The organism is Variovorax sp. GW821-FHT10C12, from assembly GCF_059415405.1.
The window spans coordinates 2,338,095-2,355,499 of record NZ_JBWKNE010000001.1 but is presented as its reverse complement, the minus strand read 5'-3'; the positions used below and the strand labels follow the sequence as shown (position 1 = coordinate 2,355,499).

The 17,405-nt window shown below is 66.9% G+C and carries 15 protein-coding genes; 12 read left to right on the top strand and 3 right to left on the bottom strand.

The genetic code is table 11. The features are described from left to right. Together AC07OH_RS11180 and AC07OH_RS11175 are read left to right on the top strand one after the other, a co-directional pair. Positions 1-3,609 carry an indolepyruvate ferredoxin oxidoreductase family protein gene (locus tag AC07OH_RS11180; RefSeq protein ID WP_495300663.1) on the top strand — a complete coding sequence of 1,203 codons (3,609 nt, stop codon included), beginning with the start codon at positions 1-3 and terminating at the stop codon, positions 3,607-3,609. Positions 3,610-3,695: 86 nt separating this feature from the next. Beyond that, positions 3,696-4,052 carry a hypothetical protein gene (locus AC07OH_RS11175; RefSeq protein ID WP_495300662.1) on the top strand — a complete coding sequence of 119 codons (357 nt, stop codon included), beginning with the start codon at positions 3,696-3,698 and terminating at the stop codon, positions 4,050-4,052. On the opposite strand, the gene AC07OH_RS11170 is transcribed toward AC07OH_RS11175, so the two are convergent. Then, entirely contained in the window at positions 4,030-4,977 is a 948-nt protein-coding gene (locus tag AC07OH_RS11170) for a LysR family transcriptional regulator (RefSeq protein ID WP_495300661.1), read from the bottom strand. The two genes, AC07OH_RS11175 and AC07OH_RS11170, sit on opposite strands and share 23 nt — an antisense overlap. Positions 4,978-5,117: 140 nt before the next feature. Between AC07OH_RS11170 and AC07OH_RS11165 the strand changes: the two genes are divergently transcribed. From AC07OH_RS11165 to AC07OH_RS11130, 8 genes are all read left to right on the top strand, one after another. Beyond that, positions 5,118-6,359, top strand: a complete 1,242-nt coding sequence (locus AC07OH_RS11165) for a metal-dependent hydrolase family protein (RefSeq protein ID WP_495300660.1) — start codon at positions 5,118-5,120, stop codon at positions 6,357-6,359. Positions 6,360-6,423: 64 nt separating this feature from the next. Next, entirely contained in the window at positions 6,424-7,614 is a 1,191-nt protein-coding gene (locus AC07OH_RS11160; RefSeq protein ID WP_495300659.1) for a M24 family metallopeptidase, read from the top strand. Between the two features lie 41 nt (positions 7,615-7,655). Continuing rightward, complete coding sequence (locus AC07OH_RS11155; RefSeq protein WP_495300658.1) at positions 7,656-8,630, top strand: Bug family tripartite tricarboxylate transporter substrate binding protein; 975 nt, start codon at positions 7,656-7,658, stop codon at positions 8,628-8,630. Further along, positions 8,627-9,085: a GAF domain-containing protein gene (locus tag AC07OH_RS11150; protein WP_495300657.1), complete on the top strand. Its 459-nt coding sequence runs from the start codon at positions 8,627-8,629 to the stop codon at positions 9,083-9,085. Before AC07OH_RS11155 ends, AC07OH_RS11150 begins: the two co-directional genes overlap by 4 nt. Continuing rightward, entirely contained in the window at positions 9,082-10,068 is a 987-nt protein-coding gene (locus AC07OH_RS11145) for a tripartite tricarboxylate transporter substrate binding protein (protein ID WP_495300656.1), read from the top strand. Before AC07OH_RS11150 ends, AC07OH_RS11145 begins: the two co-directional genes overlap by 4 nt. A 65-nt stretch (positions 10,069-10,133) precedes the next feature. Then, the gene (locus tag AC07OH_RS11140) at positions 10,134-10,811 is read left to right on the top strand and encodes a response regulator transcription factor (protein ID WP_495300655.1); all 678 of its coding nucleotides are present in this window, start codon (positions 10,134-10,136) and stop codon (positions 10,809-10,811) included. A 58-nt stretch (positions 10,812-10,869) separates the two neighbouring features. Continuing rightward, the gene (locus tag AC07OH_RS11135) at positions 10,870-12,741 is read left to right on the top strand and encodes an ATP-binding response regulator (protein ID WP_495300654.1); all 1,872 of its coding nucleotides are present in this window, start codon (positions 10,870-10,872) and stop codon (positions 12,739-12,741) included. 268 nt (positions 12,742-13,009) lie between these two features. Beyond that, the gene (locus tag AC07OH_RS11130; protein ID WP_495300653.1) at positions 13,010-14,278 is read left to right on the top strand and encodes a hypothetical protein; all 1,269 of its coding nucleotides are present in this window, start codon (positions 13,010-13,012) and stop codon (positions 14,276-14,278) included. Positions 14,279-14,566: 288 nt separating this feature from the next. Here AC07OH_RS11130 and AC07OH_RS11125 read toward each other — a convergent pair whose 3' ends face one another. After that, positions 14,567-14,911: a nuclear transport factor 2 family protein gene (locus AC07OH_RS11125; protein WP_495300652.1), complete on the bottom strand. Its 345-nt coding sequence runs from the start codon at positions 14,909-14,911 to the stop codon at positions 14,567-14,569. Positions 14,912-15,075: 164 nt separating this feature from the next. On the opposite strand from AC07OH_RS11125, the gene AC07OH_RS11120 reads away from it, so the two are divergent. Continuing rightward, positions 15,076-15,969 carry a DMT family transporter gene (locus AC07OH_RS11120; protein WP_489058587.1) on the top strand — a complete coding sequence of 298 codons (894 nt, stop codon included), beginning with the start codon at positions 15,076-15,078 and terminating at the stop codon, positions 15,967-15,969. Between the two features lie 15 nt (positions 15,970-15,984). On the opposite strand, the gene kdsA is transcribed toward AC07OH_RS11120, so the two are convergent. Next, on the bottom strand, positions 15,985-16,836 hold the full coding sequence (kdsA, locus tag AC07OH_RS11115) for a 3-deoxy-8-phosphooctulonate synthase (protein WP_489058586.1): 852 nt from the start codon (positions 16,834-16,836) through the stop codon (positions 15,985-15,987). Between the two features lie 135 nt (positions 16,837-16,971). On the opposite strand from kdsA, the gene AC07OH_RS11110 reads away from it, so the two are divergent. After that, a complete protein-coding gene (locus tag AC07OH_RS11110) occupies positions 16,972-17,289 on the top strand; it encodes a DUF7693 family protein (RefSeq protein ID WP_495300651.1) in 318 nt (105 codons plus the stop codon). Positions 17,290-17,405: the final 116 nt, after the last annotated feature.

Here is a 17,405-nt window from a genome sequence, read left to right as displayed (position 1 = left end):
ATGAACGCCCCACTTGAAGCGACCGCACTCCGACGGCCCGACTACCAACTTTCCGACAACCTCTGGGCTGATGCCGGCTCGGTCTTCCTCACCGGCACGCAGGCGCTGATCCGCATCCTGGTGATGCAGAAACAGCGCGACGCAGCGCGCGGCCTGCACACGCAGGGCTTCGTGAGCGGCTACCGCGGCTCGCCGCTGGGCTTGGTCGACCAGGCCATATGGAAGGCCGGCGAGCGCTTCAAGAAGACCGGCATCCGCTTCGTGCCCGCCGTGAACGAGGAGCTGGCCGCCACGCAGGTGCTGGGCACGCAGCGCGTGGAGTCCGACCCCGAACGCACGGTCGATGGCGTGTACGCCATGTGGTACGGCAAGGGCCCGGGCGTGGACCGCGCGGGCGATGCGCTCAAGCACGGCAATGCGTATGGCTCGTCGCCGCACGGCGGCGTGCTGGTGGTGGCGGGTGACGACCACGGCTGCGTGTCGTCGTCGATGCCGCACCAGAGCGACCACGCTTTCATGGCCTGGCGCATGCCGGTGATGCAACCTGCGAGCGTGGCCGAGTACCTGGAGTTCGGCCTGTACGGCTACGAGCTGTCGCGCTACTCGGGCGCGTGGGTCGGCATGGCGGCGCTGTCCGAGATCGTCGAGAGCGCGGGCACCGTGGACCTCGACGCGGTGAACGCGCGCGTGGCCGCCTGGGAAGACGCCGATGCCGTGCGCGCCGCCACCGGCCACGCCGCGCCGCCCGACGGGCTGCACTACCGCTGGCCCGACCTGCCGTCGCTGCGCATCGAGTCGCGGCTGGAGGACAAGCTCGCCGCCGTGGCCGCCTTCACACAACGCAACAGCATCGACCGCCACGTCATCGTAAGCCCGCACGCCAAGGTGGGCATCGTCACCTGCGGCAAAGCGCACCACGACCTGATGGAGGTGCTGCGCCGGCTCGAACTCTCGCCCGATCAGCTCGCGCGCGCCGGGGTGCGGCTGTACAAGATCGGCCTGAGCTTTCCGGTCGAGCAGACGCGCCTCAAGGAATTCGCGCGCGGGCTCGGCGAGATCCTCATCGTGGAAGAGAAGGGCGCGGTGGTCGAGACGCAGTTGCGCGACATCTTCTACAACGCGCCGCCCGAGGCGCGCCCCGTGCTCGTGGGAAAGCACGACCACGCGGGCCAGCCGCTGGTGTCGGCGCTCGGCGAGCTGCGGCCTTCGCGCCTCATCGAACTGGTCGCGCACTGGCTGGCCGCGCACTTTCCCGAGAACCACGACCTGGGCGATCACCTGCAGCATGTGCGCGACTTCACGCCGCCCGAGCTGCTGGCCAACGCGAGCGATGCGGTCAAGCGCCTGCCGTACTTCTGCGCCGGCTGCCCGCACAACACCAGCACCAAGGTGCCCGAAGGCTCGACGGCGCGCGCGGGCATCGGCTGCCACTTCATGGCCAACTGGATGGACCGCAGCACGGCCGGCCTGATCCAGATGGGCGGGGAGGGCGTCGACTGGATCTCGCACGCGATGTTCACGAAGACGCCGCACGTGTTCCAGAACCTGGGCGACGGCACCTACTACCACTCGGGCTACCTCGCGATCCGCCAGGCCGTCGCGGCCAAGGCCACGCTCACCTACAAGATCCTGTTCAACGACGCGGTCGCGATGACCGGCGGCCAGCCGGTCGACGGCGTCATCAGCGTGGACGCCATTGCGCGGCAGGTGGAGTCGGAAGGCGTCACCAAGGTGGTGGTGGTGAGCGATGCCATCCATCACTACGACGCCATCAAGAACAAGTTTCCGGCGGGCACCGAGTTCCACGACCGCGCCGCGCTCGACGAGGTGCAGCGCCGCCTGCGCGAGATGCCCGGCGTGACCGTGCTCATCTACGAGCAGACCTGCGCGGCCGAGAAGCGCCGTCGCCGCAAGAAGGGCGAACTGGCCGATCCGCCCAAGCGCCTGTTCATCAACGAGGCGGTGTGCGAAGGCTGCGGCGACTGCACCGTGCAGAGCAACTGCGTGGCGGTGCTCCCGCATGAGACGCCGATGGGCCGCAAACGCAAGATCGACCAGACCAGCTGCAACAAGGACTACTCCTGCGCCAAGGGCTTCTGCCCCAGCTTCGTGGGCGTCACGGGCGGCAAGCTGCGCCGCAAGAGCGGGGCGCTCGCGGCCGGGCGCGATGCCTTCCTGCACCGCGTGGGCGCGCTCGCGCATCCCGCGCCGCATGCATGGACCGGCCCGTACGACCTGCTCGTGACCGGCGTGGGCGGCACGGGCGTGGTGACGGTGGGCGCGGTCATTGCGATGGCCGCGCACCTCGAAGCCAAGTCGGCCAGCGTGCTCGACTTCATGGGCTTCGCGCAGAAGGGCGGCTCGGTGCTGAGCTTCGTGCGGCTGGCCGACACGCCCGAACGGCTGAACCAGGTGCGCATCGACACGCAGCAGGCCGACGCCATCCTCGCGTGCGACGTGGTGGTGGGCGCTTCGGCCGACGCGCTGCAGACCGTGCGGCACGGGCGCACGCGCGTGCTCGCGAACATCCATGAAATTCCCGTGGCCGAGTCGCTGCGCAACCCCGATGCCGACCTGCATGTCGACCTGTTGCTGGAGAAGATGCGCTTCGTCGCGGGCGAGGAACAGGTCGAGACCTTCGATGCGCAGAGCCTGGCCGAAGAGTTCCTGGGCGACACGCTGGCCGCGAACATCGTGGCGACCGGCTACGCGTGGCAGCGCGGCCTGGTGCCGCTGAGCCTCGAGGCGCTCATGCACGCGATCGAGCTCAACGGCGTGGCCGTGGCGGCCAACCAGTCGGCGTTCTCGCTGGGGCGGCTCGCGGCCGGCGACCCGGCGGCGCTCGACCAGCTGCGCGCGGCACCGGTCGAGGCGGCGGCGCACCAGGTCGACGACCGCCCGTTGGACGCGCTGCTCGCCGATGCGCGCCGCCATCTCACTGGCTACCAGAACGCCGCATGGGCGCAGCGCTTCGACCAGCGCATTCGCGCACTGCAGGCGGTCGAGTCCAGCTTGCCCGGCGGCGACGCGAGCCTGCCTTTCACGCGCAACGCGGCCCGCAGCCTCTTGAAGCTCATGAGCTACAAGGACGAGTACGAGGTCGCGCGCCTGTACACCGACGGCGCGTTCCTGCAGAAGCTGAAGGACCAGTTCGAAGGTGACCTGAAACTCGAGTTCCACATGGCGCCGCCGCTGCTCTCGCGCCCCGCGCACGGGCAGGCGCCCGCCAAGGTGAGGCTCGGTGGATGGATGCTGCCGGCGATGAAGTGGCTGGCCCACGGCAAGCGCCTGCGCGGCACGCCCTTCGACCTGTTCGGCCACACGGCGGAACGCCGCACCGAGCGCGCGTTGATCGAGCACTTCGACCGCCTGCTGCAGGAGATGGCCACCGCGCTGACCCCCGACAACCAGCCGACCGCCGCACGCATCGCGGCGCTGCCGCTGTCGGTGCGCGGCTTTGGCCATGTCAAGCTGGCGAACCTGGATTCGGCGCGCGTGCGCGAGGCCGAGCTGCTGCACCGCTTTGCGCCATCGCGCTACGCGAAGCCGGTGGACGCGCCCGGCGCCGGGCAGATTCGGGGCATCGCCATTGTGGCCGGCGCGCGGTAGCGGGCGTGGGTGGTGAGCGTGAGTTGCTCGGATACGATCCTCGCCGAAGCACTCACACCCGCCACACCCCGACGATCACAGGACCCATGCGCGCCTTCCTCTACTACGCCCTGATGCTCCTGCTCGGATATGCCTGGTACAGGTACGGACAGAAGCTGCTGCGCAAGGGCTATCGCGATGAGAAGGGCGAACTCACCCAGGGGCTCGTCGGGCCCGTCGGATTCCTGCTGACCGCTGGCGTGGCCTGTTACCTCTTTTTCGCCATGCTGCGCGCCCTGGTCCGGGGCGAGGTGCCCTGCGTCGGAAAGGGCTGCGTGGGGCAGGTCTACACGCTGGCGGCGCATGCAGGCGAGTACTGGGCCAACATGTTTTTCATCGCGTGGTGCGTCCTGGGCCTGGGCTACGCGATGTACGTGACGCTCAGGATCTGGCTCCGGGCTTAGCCCGCGCAGCCGGCTCCCGCGCCAGCATCTCGACCACCAGGGCAATGAACCACTGGTGCAGCGCCGAGGTCTCGTGCCGCTCGTGCCAGACCAGTTCGACGGTGCGCGCCGGCGCCGCCACCGGTGGCGCCACGCGCTTCAGGCCCGTCATGCGCATCGTCTCCAGGCCTTCGGACCAGGGCAGCACGGCGATCAGGTCCGAGCGGCGCACGGCCTCGTAGGCTGCGGAGTAGTGGCTCACCGTGCTGACCAGGTTGCGCTGCAGGCCGCGGCTTTGCAGCACGCGGTCGTAGACGCCGCCGACACGGCCCGCCAGGCTCACGTCGAGGTGGCGGGCGGCCAGGAATTTCTTCAGCGGGATCTTGTCCAGCTTCGCCAGCGGGTGGTCGTTGCGCATGAAGCAGGCGAAGTCCACCGACCACAGCCGGCGTGAGCGCATGAAGCCGGGGCGCTGCACGTCGTCGTTGTAGGCGCCGATGGCGAAGTCGGCCCGGTTGTCGTCCAGCAACTGCCCGAAGTCCACCACCGTGCCGGGGTGGGTGTGCAAGCGCATGCCCGGCGCAAGTTCGCCGAGCCGCTCGAGCAGGCGGGGGGCGACGATGCAGGCCACGTAGTCGGTCATCGAGACCGTCAGGCGCGCGTCGCTTTGCGAGGCATCGAAGCTCTCGCCTTCGAGCGTGCCCCGGATGGTGCGCAGCGACCGCGCCAGCGGCGCCCACAACTCCGTGGCGCGCCGCGTCGGGCGGATGCCCGCGCCGTTGCGCACGAACAGCGGGTCGCCATAGGTTTCGCGCAGCCGGCGCAACGCGTTGCTGACCGTGGGCTGCGTGAGCGACAGCTTCGATGCGGCGCGCGTCACGTTGCCTTCGTTCATGAGGGCTTCGAAGACCTTCAGCAGGTTCAGATCGGCGTTGCGGTAGTTCATGGGCAGAAGAGGAGGCTGCTGAAACCATTCACACGATCAATGGAGTGGATTCAGCATATAAATTTTTCGGAATTGTGACGCGATCCTACGATCCCGTCATTCCTCACCGCCCATGCCCTCGGAACCCGGCAAACAGACCCATGAATCAGATCCTCGTCAAGAACGCTCGTCTGCTCGATCCGCTGAAGCCCGAGCTGCAGGATCGCCATGACATCCTGATCGAGGGCGACACCATCCGTGAGGTGTCCGACCGGCCGATCGTGGTGCGCGATGCGCGGGTCATCGACGCCGCCGGCAAGACCGTGATGCCCGGCCTGATCGACCTGCATGTGCACGTGGTGGCCGTCGACCTGAACCTGCAGCGCCAGGCGCTGATGCCCAACGTGCTGGCGACGCTGCGCAGTCTGCCGATCCTGCGCGGCATGCTGCGCCGCGGCTTCACCACCGTTCGCGATGCCGCCGGCGCGGGCGATGCATTCAAGCAGGCGGTGCAGTCGGGGTTGGCGCAGGGGCCGCGCCTGTTCGTCTCTGGCCGCGCGCTGAGCCAGACCGGAGGCCATGGCGACGGCCGCGCGCGTTCCGACTATCTGGTGGCCAACGCCGTGTGCCCCAACTGCGCCCGCGTGGGCATGCTGGCCCGCGTGGCCGATGGCGTGGACGCCGTGCGCAAGGCCGTGCGCGAAGAACTGCAGATGGGCGCAGACCAGATCAAGATCATGGCCGGCGGCGGCGTGGCGTCGCCCACCGACCCGGTCGATGCCCTGGGCTACAGCGAGGACGAGATCCGCGCCATCGTCGGGGAGGCCGCGGCCCGCAACACCTACGTGCTGGCCCACGCCTACACCCCGGCCGCGATCCAGCGCGTGGTGCGCTGCGGCGTGCGCACGATCGAGCACGGCAACCTGGTCGACGCACCGACTGCGGCGCTGATGGCCGCGCACGGCGCCTATGTGGTGCCCACGCTGGTGACCTACGACGCCCTCGCCAACGAAGGCGCGGCCCTGGGGCTGCCACCGGCCAGCGTGGCCAAGGTGGAGGACGTGCGCGGCGCCGGGCTGCGTTCGCTCGAGATCTACAAGTCGGCGGGCGTGAAGATGGGCTTCGGCACCGACCTACTGGGCGAGTCGCATCGGCTGCAAAGCGACGAGTTCCGCCTGCGCGCGCAGGTGCTGTCGCCGGCCGAGATCATCGCCAGCGCCACGCTCGTCGGTGCCGAGGTGCTGGGCATGAGCGACCGGCTCGGCCGGCTGATCCCGGGCGCGCTGGCCGACCTGTTGCTGGTCGACGGCGACCCGATGCGCAACCTCGATTGCCTGGGGGGGCAGGGCGAGCGCATTCCCCTGGTGATGAAAGCCGGCGTGGTCGAGTTCGACGCGCTGTAGCCCGCACCCCCGAACTGTTCAGACAACCCGCCGGATGCCTCCGGCCCCTTCAAGGAAACGACACATGCCCAAGCTGACGCAAGCCGTCTGGCGGTACCGCCACGACCAGATGGTCCGGTTGATGGACGAACTCGCCGTCGATGCGCTGGTGTTCACCACCGCGGATTTCTTTCAGTTCGCGACCAATTTCCACACCGACGTGCAGCCCTGGGAGCGGCCGATCTTCGCGGTCGTGCCGCGCCAGGGCGAGGGCTTCCTGGTCATGAACGAGCTGTCGACGAACCACATGCGCTTCTCGATGGAAGCGCACAAGGTGTGGATCACGGACGTGACGTTCTATGCCGAGCATCCGATGGTGAGCAACCGCCTGCCGCTCGTGTCGCAGCTCCCCGAGATTCTTGCCGAGCGCCTGAGCCGCGCCGGCCTGCGCCGCTCGCGCATCGCGCTGGATGCCGGCAGCGGCGTGATGGCGGCCGTGCAGCGCCTGCTGCCCGACCTGGACGTGCGCGTCGCCACCGCGGAAGTGCGCAGCCTGCGCTGGCAGAAGCACGCCGAGGAACTGGCCGTCATGCAGGCCATGGCCGGGCTGACGGACTGGCTGCAGGATCGCTACCGCGAAGCGATCAAGCCCGGCCGCCTGGTGCAGGAGATGGACTGCGCCATGGCCAGCCTGTTCGTGCAGGAGGCCGCCGAGCGTTTTCCCGGCGAGCAGTTCGAGGTCGTGCGCTGCTGGACGCTCAGCGGCCCGGCGTCGGCCTCGCCGCACGGCGACGGTGCCTCCTGCGGCGCGCGCATCCGCGAAGGCGACGTGCTGGTCAACATCGTGATTCCCCGGCTCAACGGCCTGACGATCGAGAACGAGCGCACCTGGTTCTGCGGGCGCCCCGACGAGCAGAAGAAGGCGCTGTGGACGGCCGCGCGCGACGCGACCGATGCGGCCATCGGCGCGGCCGTGACAGGCCGGCCCGTGTGCGCGATCGACGCCGCGGCGCAGGCCGTGATCGAGCGCGCCGGCTTTGCCGACTGCATCCGCCATCGCACGGGCCACGCCATCGGCATCGTGCACCACGAGTACCCGGAGGACATGGCCTTCAGCCAGCGTCCGCTGCGCGACAACGAGGTCTATTCGGCCGAGCCCGGCCTGTACGTCTACGGCGTGGGCGGCTTTCGCATCGACGACACGGTCGTGGTGGGCGCGACGCCGCGCGTGCTCACCGCCACGCCCAAGTCGCTCGACTACGCCACCGTCGGTTGAGACGCCTCACACCTTTCGCAACCACCGACCTTGACTTCATCATGACCACCCGCCGCACCATGCTTTCCGCGTTGGCCGTTGCAGCCTCGCTGCTCGCCGCACCCGCCTTCGCGCAGGGCTTTCCCTCCAAACCGATCAAGGTGGTGGTTCCGCAGCCGGCCGGCTCGGGACCGGACACCTTGGCGCGCACGCTGGCCGACGTGCTCGCCAAGAGCATCGGGCAGAGCGTCGTGGTGGAGAACCGGCCCGGCGCGAACGGCACGCTGGCCGCGGCTTACGTGCTCTCGCAGCCTGCAGACGGCTACACGCTGTTTTTGGCCGGCGTCTCGAACATGTCGTGGAACCCGCACCTGTACAAGTCGCTGGGGCACCAGCCGGCGCGCGACTTCACCGGTGTCGCCGTCATCGCCAACACCCCGTTCGTGACCGTCGTCGCACCGAGCCTGGGCGTGAAGACATTGCCCGACCTCATCAAGATGGCAAAGGCCGAGCCGCAGCGGCTCAGCTTTGCATCCGCCGGCATCGGCAACTCCACCCATCTGGCGAGCGAGCTGCTGAAGTCGCGCACCGGCATCCAGATGCAGCACGTGCCCATCAGCGGTGCCGGCGGCCCCAACGCGCTGACCAGCGTGATGGCGGGCGACACGCCGGTGATGACGACCGTCCCCGTCGGCGTCGTGCCGCTGGTCAAGAGCGGCAAGCTGGTGCCGCTGGCGGTCACCGGCGAACGGCGGTTGCCACAGCTGCCCGACGTGCCCACGTTCAAGGAGCTGGGCATCGACATGGAGGTGCCCGGCTGGTACTCCTTGGTGGCGCGCGCGGGCGCACCCGGCGACGCGGTCGCGCGGCTCAACGCCGAGATCAACAAGGCCCTGGACACGCCCGAGATGAAGGAGCGCCTGGCCGGCCAGATGCTGGTCGGCGTCAAGTCGACGCCGGCCGATGTCCTGAAGTTCACGCAGCGCGAGTCGGCCGCCTGGGGGCCCATCATCGATCGTCTGGGCATTGCGCAGTGAGTGCCATCGAGCCGGCTTCCTTCGAGGCCCTGGACCACGCGCTGCGGCGGTTTCCGGGGCACCGGCTGTTCACCGTGCTGGCGATCGACCCCGGCCTTGCGGCGTCCCGGCGCCTGTACACGAGCGACCCGGTGGCGTATCCGTGCGGCGGCACCAAGCCACTGCACCATGACAACGACTTCTTTCGCGAGGTGGTGCAGGGCGGCCGGGCGCGCATCTGCGTTGATCAGGAAGCCTGCCGCCGCGCGTTCCCGGACCATGCGCTGATCGACGCGCTCGGCTGCCGGTCTGCCATCAATGTGCCGATCCGGCACGACGGCCGCACTGTCGGTTCCCTGAACCTCCTGCATCAGGAACACTGGTACCAGCCCGACATGGTGCCCGCGCTCATGCGCTTCGCCGAACAGGCCGCACCCTTGCTTCTTCCGCTCCGATGCGTTGAGATGCCCGCATGACGATCCCTCGCCGAACCTTCGTGCTGAATACCGCTGCATCGCTTTGCGCCGCATCGCTCGCCACCGCGGCGCGTGCAGTCGGCCCAGGCTACCCGAGCAAGCCGATCACCATCGTGTTTCCCTATGCGGCCGGCGGTGCCACCGACGCCATGACACGCCAGATCGCCGACCTCATGGCCAAGGCGCTCGGCCAGCCGGTCATCGTCGACGCGAAGCCGGGCGCCGGTGGGTCGATGGCGTTGCAGCAGGTGGTGCGCGCCCCCGCCGACGGTCACACGTTGGTGCTCGTGGCCAGCGGAACGATGGCCGTCAATCCCTACCTGTATGACCTGAAGTACAAGCCGGTGGAAGACCTGGCGCCCATCGCGATCCTGGTCGACATTCCCTTCGTGGTCGTGACGAGGCCGGACTTTCCCGCGCGCACCCTCAAGGAATTCATCGCGCATGCCAAGGCGAATCCGGGGAAGGTTTCGTTCGCGAATGCAGGCGTGGGCACGCAGGCCCACCTCACGCAGATGATGTTCATGAAGGCGGCCGGCATCTCGGCCAACGTCGTTCCCTACAAGGGCGGCACCGGCGCCATCGCCGACCTGCTCGGCGGCCACACCGACGCCATGATCGACAACGCCGCCGCGCAGGTGGCGAACGTGCAGGCCGGCAAGGTGCGCGCGCTGTTCGTCACCACGCGCGAACGCAGCGAATCGCTGCCCGGCGTGCCCACGGCGCAGGAGGCGGGGCTGCCCGGCTTCGTGACCTCGGGATGGTTCGGTCTGGCCGCCCCCAAGGGCACGCCGCAGGCCGTCATCGACAGGCTCAATGCGGTGATCGTCCAGGGCATGGCGCGGCCCGAGGCGCGCCAGCGCCTGATCGATGCGGGGTGGATGCCGGTTGGCAGTTCGCCTGGCGATGCAGCGGCGCGGGCCCGGGCAGACCTTGCGCGCTTTGGGCAGACGGCGCTGCAGATGGGTCTGAAAAAGGAATGAAGGTCTGCGGGTGAGTTGACTTTCGTCACTATCAGCCGGCGGCGCATGACCCTAACATGCGCGCCATGAGCACTCTTGCGCCGACCCGAGCGTCAGCCATCCTGATCGTGGACGACCACGACCTGGTGCGCCTGGGTGTGCGCGCCTTGCTCCAGGCGCAAGCCTCGCCCACCGGGCCAGCGGTCGAGGTCTTCGAAGCCAGCAGCATGGCGCAGGCACTGGCCGTGTATGAGCGCTTTCAGGCGAGCATCGGGTGGGTGCTGCTCGATCTGGCGCTTCCCGATACCCGCGGTCTGAGCGGCGTGTCCGTTTTTCTCCAGCGTTATCCGCAGGCCCGCGTTGTCGCGTTGTCGGGTGTCGGCGCCACCTCGCTGGCGCAAAGCGCCATTGCTCAAAGTGCGCTGGCACAGGGCGCCCGCGCGTTCTTGCCGAAGTCGGCCAACCTCAAGGAGGTGGTGAGCTTCATCCGTGCCTGTGGCCTGCTCGGGAGGGACGTGGTCGACGGCCTTCCAGGCACTTCCAGGTGGGTGGCCAGGGTGCCCCACCGTTCCGTCAGCGGTGGCCTGGGCGCCCTGACGGGAAGCCAGGCGCGTGTGCTGCAGATGATTCTCGAAGGCAAGTCCAACAAGGAGATCGCCCTGTTGGCCGAGTTGCGCGAAGGCACGGTGAAGAACTATGTCTCGACGATCCTCTTGCTGTTCGGCGTGCAATCGCGGGCGGAACTGATCAGCAGCCTGCGTTGATTCACCGGAGGAGGTGCAAGGCGATCATCGAAGAAGAAACGAAAGAAGGGCCCCACCCATGAATGACGCTGCCCGATCGATGCATCAGGCCCCGGCGTTCGCCGACCTGGACCATCGGGTGCTCCGCGAGCACGTGGCCTCGGTGTATGCCGGGCACACGATGGTCACCTGCGCGCACATGGGCTTCGCCATTGCCATCGGCATCTTCGGGTACTTCAACGTCGATCCGATCCACCACCTGCTGGTGATCGGCATGGTCGCTGTCGTCGTGTCGATGCACCTGTATGCGTTGCTCGCGCCGCGGTGGACGCCGGATGTCCCCTTGGCCGAAAGCCGCCATTGGGCGCGCCGGTACACATGCATCGTCACGCTGCTCAGCGTGACCACGGCGATTCCATGCGCGTTGTTCCTTGTGCTCATCCAGAGCCCGGCGATGACGACCGTGGTGATCGTCGTGATCATGGTCAGCTGGACCCGGGCTGTTCAGGCCCGCTGGCCGCTCAAGAAGGCCATGTTCGGCTGCGGCATTCCGATGATGGGCGGGCTGATCCTTGCCTTGATCTGGCACGGTGGCGCGCTGCACGGGTTCCTGGCGCTTTTCGGTTTCGCGCATCTGATGCTGACATTGCGCGAAGGGGTGAAGCAGAACCAGCGGCTTACAGCCTCCTTGATCCTGCGGTTCGAGAACGAGGCGCTGGCTGCGCAGTTGCGCGAACGCATCGCCGCCGTGGAGCGAGCCAGTGCGGAAAAGACCCGCTTTCTTGCCGCGGCCAGCCACGACTTGCGTCAGCCGATGCATGCCATTGCACTTTTCGGCGCAGCCATGGAAAGCGCACTGCATGACCATCCTGAAAGAAAGAATGCCGAACGCCTGATGCGCGCGGTCGACGCGCTGGGCTCATCGCTGGACACCATGCTCGATGTCTCGCATCTCGATGCAGGCGTTGTCGTGTCCGAACCGCAGGCACTGGAACTCGACGCGTTGCTTCTGGTGCTGAACCAGACCTTCGCCCCGCACGCCGAACAGAAGGGCCTGCAATTGCGCATACGTGCCAGCGGCATGTGGGTGCGCAGCGACATACAGCTGCTGTTTCGCCTGCTGTCCAATCTGGTTGACAACGCCTTGAAGTACACCCCTGAGGGGGGCGTGAGCGTGGTCGCGCGGCGGCGCGGAGACAAGGTGTGGCTGGAGGTTCGCGACACCGGCGTCGGCATTGCACCCGAACAGATGAACCGCATCTTCGAGGAGTTCTATCAGGTCGACAACCCGGGCCGCGACCGCGCGCGTGGACTCGGGATCGGGCTGTCGATCGTCAAGCGCCTGTCGCACCTGATGTCTCACCCGATCGTGGTGCGCTCGCGACCGGGACGTGGCACGCATTTCCGCGTGGTCCTGCCGCAAGCCAAGGCAACGCTGGCGGCGCCAGCCGACCTGCTGCGCGATGAACTGGAGATGCCCAGGCATCGCAGCCGTGCGGCGCCGAACCTGCACGGCCCCGTGCTGCTGATCGACGACGAAGCGGAGATTCGCCTGGCCATGGCGGCGCTGCTGCGAGCGCATTCGGTCGATGTCGTGGCCGTGACCGACGAATCGCACGCGGTCGAAGCATTGGCGCACCCGGACGCGAAAAGCAGTCCGTTCTCGATGCTCTTGTGCGACTACCGGCTGGCCGACGGGGGCGATGGACTCGAGGTCGGCCTGCGCCTGCTCGAGCGCTTTCAGCTCGACATTCCCCTGCTCCTGATCACGGGCGAGACGGCCCCGCAACAACTGCGGCGTGCACAGGCATCGGGGGTGCCGATGCTGTTCAAGCCGGTGAGCGCTGCCGCGCTGCTGCAGGCGATGGCAGAACTGACATCCGTCACGGGGCATGCACGGAGTCTTGCGCCAGCGACTCGGTACTTCAGAGATCCATCGCCTTTTGCATAGAGGGAATTTCTCGCCAACTTCAAAGTTGAGTGAGAAGAATAGACAGGGGAATCGAAGCCCGAATCTCCCTGTACATCCTCTCGATATTGGAAAGAGAAAGAGCCGTCTCTTTTCAGGTCTCATGGTTCGCATGAGTCCTAACTGCCTCATAGCCAAATATCGATTTCCCATGCCTTTCCGGGCGGTGTGACTTTCGGCATGGGGAAATTTCTCCCGAGTGCCCTAAAAACGCTGACGGCGATCTGACGGCGATCTGACGGACCACGCAGTGGCTGCCGATCGCTACGGACAACGTTGCCATATCGGCAGCATCGGCTTCGACAAATTGAAAGGCAAGGGAATGAAATTCAGAAAATCTGCAGTGGCTGCAGCAACGGCAGTCGCCTTGATGCTTGCGGCATGTGGTGGTAGCGGCGGAGGTGGCGGTGGCTTTCCAGTGGTGCCGGTCGGGCCTGGAACGGACGGCGCCGGAACACAAGGGCCCGGAACACAAGGCCCCGGAACGCAGGGACCCGGAACGCAGGGACCCGGAACGCAAGGTCCTGGAACCCAGGAACCTGGAACCCAGGAACCCGGAACACCGGCACCCGCGCAGTATGAGACGCTCCCCTCTGCCTGGGATGGCGACAAGGATTCCTACATCGCCTCGGTGCCGGCCGTCGTGCAGCAACTGAACGACCAGGGCGCCAAAGGCAGCGTCCGGCTGCGCCCCGTGGGAAGCAACTCTCTGTACGTCAATCCGCAAGCCGCCAACGACAAGTACAGCTACAAGGAATTCACGCTCACCTTCTCCGGTCGCGATGGCTGGGACCCGGCCAGTACCGCGCTGCTGCAGCGGTTGGAAGACGAGGGCGCCAAGGGCTATGTGCTGCACCACCTGGTGGGGGAGACGCATACCCTGGACGATTCACTCAACGCCATCCGCAAGGCCAGCTTCATCCTGGTCAAGAACGAAAGTCAGCCCGTCACCTACACCTATCGGAAGTTCAGCTTCAATCAGATGATGCCGGCAGACTTCATCGCCCAGTTGAACGCATGGGGACAGGAAGGCTATCGCTTCCTGAACACGGAGCGGGGTCTCAGCCCGAGCGTGAATGCGATCGTCGTCAAGAGCTCTGCAGCCGCGGGGGCGACCTACCGCTATGCGTTCGATCCCATCGTCTCCGATCCCAAGCCGCAACTCACCAGCCGCGGTCAAGACGGATTCCGCTACAAGGGCTATTTCGAATACTTCGCCAACCCCGGCGGACAGCCCGTCCAAGGCGTCTTCAATGCCTACGAACTGGACAGCAGCCGCCCCTCGGCGGTCGCCTATCGTTTTTCGGACGAAATTGCTGGAGGCCCGGTCGATATCAATACGCCTGCGGGACTGGCCCGGCTCAATGACCAGGCGAGCCAGGGGTTCTTCTACGCCGGCTTGAGCATTCCTACCGGAGCGAGCGGAGGCGCAGCGATGTTCTTCGCGGACTATGCCGTCTATGTTCAGGGCGTGCTGCTGGCAGACCTCAACCGCGGGGGCGCTGTTCTTTTCCCCTAGACGGACAGGTGCTGGCGAAATCGACGCCGGCATTGGCGGTGTGGTTCAGGTACTTGAAGTGGTTGAACGTGCAGCCGGCGAACACCTGCCACCCGCGCGCCACTTCGCCGCTGATCTCCGCGTCGAACCCTTCGCTGCGCACCTTGCCGGTGGAGCCGGAACAGCGCCAGCGCGGTGTGGACCTTGCCGTGGAACAGCTCGCCCTTCAGGCCCGCTTCGCAGTTGCGGCCCTTGACGGGCGGCAGCATGTCGCCGGCAGCGGTCATCGCGTTCTGCGGCTGGAAGCTTTCAGGGAGTCGCCGTGGTGGCCTGGGTCATGACGGTGGCCCATGCACCGTCGATGCGCTTCCAGACTTCCACCACCCACAGCCCGCCGCTGAAAAAGCGGGTGACGACAAGATCGCCTTGCTGTTCGTGCTGTTCGCGTTCGCGTGGCACGTAGGGCCGCTGCTTCTGCGTTTGAAGGTTGCCGATCCGTTCGGCGCGAGACATGAACTGGCCGTTCTGCTGGACCGTCGTGAAGTCGCTCGCGGTGTACCGGCCCCACTGCGCCGAATCGACGGCATAGAAGGCTTCGTCTCGTGCACGCATGGCGGCTTGAAGGTCGAGGGGAAGGGTGTGGGTGTCGGTCATGAGGGCACTGTAGCGGCCATGGCCAAGGCCTGCTGTGGGTCCCGTGCGGCCGGAAGTGCTGCGTCGACAGCCGGCCAACGCCACGCGTTCGCAGCGTCTATGCTTGGCGGTCAAGAACAAGACGCTTCCCTTTCTCCCGGCCGTTGCCGCGAGACCACCCGACCATGAACCCGACCGGAACCCTGCGCGGCATCGCCGCGATGCTGCTCGCTTGCGCCTTCTTCGCCTGCATGGACGCGCTGCTCAAGAACCTGGCCGGGCACTACCCGGCGGTGCAGGTGATGGCGCTGCGCGGTCTCACGGCCCTGCCGTTGGTGTGCGTGTACATCGCCTGGCGGCGCGAGACCGCCGGCGTTTTCAATCGCCGGCTGCGTTGGCCTTTGCACCTGCTGCGCACCGCGTTGAACATGACGATGCTCGTGCTCTTCGTCCATGGCCTGAAGACCCTGGGCCTGGCCGAGGCCTACACGCTCACGTTCATCGCGCCGCTGCTGATGGTGCTCATCGCCGTGCCGTTGCTGGGCGAGTCGATTCTTCCGCGCCACTGGGTCGCCATCGGGCTGGGCTTTGTCGGTGTCGTGATCGCGCTGCGGCCCGAGCAGGGCGCGTTCCTCTCGACGGGGGCGCTGGCGATCCTGGTGGCCGCGGCCTGCTACGCGCTGTCGAACATGCTGGGGCGGCTCATCAGCCGCACCGAATCGAGCGCCGCGCTGGTCTTCTGGACCACGGCGGGCATGGCTGTCGGCGGCAGCCTGTTGGCGGCGCCGCAATGGGTGCCCCTCCAGGCCGAGCACATGGGGTTGCTCGCGGGCTTGGCGATCAGCGGCTTTTTGGGTCAGCTGGCCATCGCCGAGGCCTTCCGCCACGGCCAGGCCGCGGCCATCGCCCCCTTCGAATACAGCGCGCTCGCCTGGGGGCTGGTGCTGGACTGGGTGTTCTGGCAGGCCGCGCCCGATGCATGGACGCTGGGCGGCGGGGCGTTGATCATTGCGAGCGGACTGTGGCTGGCGCGAAGCGAGGCGCCCAGGTCCCTGCAGAAAAAGCAGAAGGCCGCCTGAGCTGCGGCGTCTCGTTCAGGCGCGGATGTGCAAGGGCGCGAACGACTTCACCAGGTCGTCCAAGGCCTTCAGCTGCGTGAGGAAAGGCTCCAGCTGGTCCAGCGGCAGCGCGCTGGGACCGTCGCACTTGGCCTGTGCCGGGTCAGGATGCGCTTCAAGAAAGAGGCCCGCCAGGCCCACCGCCAGGCCTGCACGCGCCAGCTCCGCCACCTGCTCGCGTCGCCCGCCCGAGGCGACGGCGTTCGCCTCGCGTTGCTGGAGCGCATGGGTCACGTCGAAGATGACGGGCAGGTTCCCGGTGATCTTCTTCATGGTGCCGAACCCGAGCATGTCGACCACCAGGTTGTCGTAGCCGAAGCAGGTGCCCCGGTCGCACAGGATGACGGGGGAGGTTCCCGCTTCCCTGATCTTCTCGACGATGTTGAGCACCTGCGACGGGCTCAGGAACTGGGGCTTCTTGACGTTGATGACCTTGCCTGTCTTGGCGAGCGCGACCACCAGATCCGTCTGGCGGGCGAGAAAGGCAGGCAGCTGCAGAACGTCGACCACTTCGGCGACGGGATTCGCCTGCCAGGGCTCGTGCACGTCGGTGAGGAGGGGCACGCCGAACTCCGCCTTGACGGCCTCGAAGATTTTCAGGCCCTCTTCCAGACCGGGGCCCCGATAGGAGTGGATGGACGAGCGATTCGCCTTGTCGAAGCTCGCCTTGAAGACATAGGGGATGCCCAGCTTTCGCGTGACGCGGACGTATTCTTCCGCGGCGCGCAGGGCCATGTCCTTCGACTCGAGGACGTTCACGCCGCCAAACAGGACAAAGCCGTCGCTGTTGCTGACGTTGATTGCGGGGGTGATGGCGACGGTCGTCACGAAGAATTCTCCTGGAGTGGTGGCCGTATTCTCGCGCTCTGGGGGCCGGAAGATCACGCCACGGGCTTCCGATGGCTACAGTCGGCCAACTGCGGTCGCTGACAGGCGACCGCTCCCAATCCCCTTGAACGACACATGAGAATCTTGTCAGCAACAGTTGTCGCGGAGCATTTTCGGCGCACCATCCGAGGCGAGGTGCCGGTCGCTGCCTCAGGGCGTCGCCCCTACAAGGGTGAAATGCAATATGAAATGGGTGGGTGGCATGTCAGCGTGTTCTATTGCGAAGGACACCTCGACTACTGCGACAGGGCGGTGGCAGCGGACGGCAGAGAAGGTCAATACGATGATTGGACAGACAGCGACGGTATTGGGGACCCCATTTCCCTCTTGACCCTTGACGAGGCCAAGGCGCTCGAAGCCATCTTCGAGCACGCGCGCCAATCGGGGGCGTAGTTCGCGCCAGGGCCTGACGAGCATGAGCGCGCCTTTTGTGCCCGCATGAGCGACCGCTTCAAAGCGCTGAACATGAAGCCTGGAATGTCTCTTCCGGGCAAGCGATGCACGCGGGG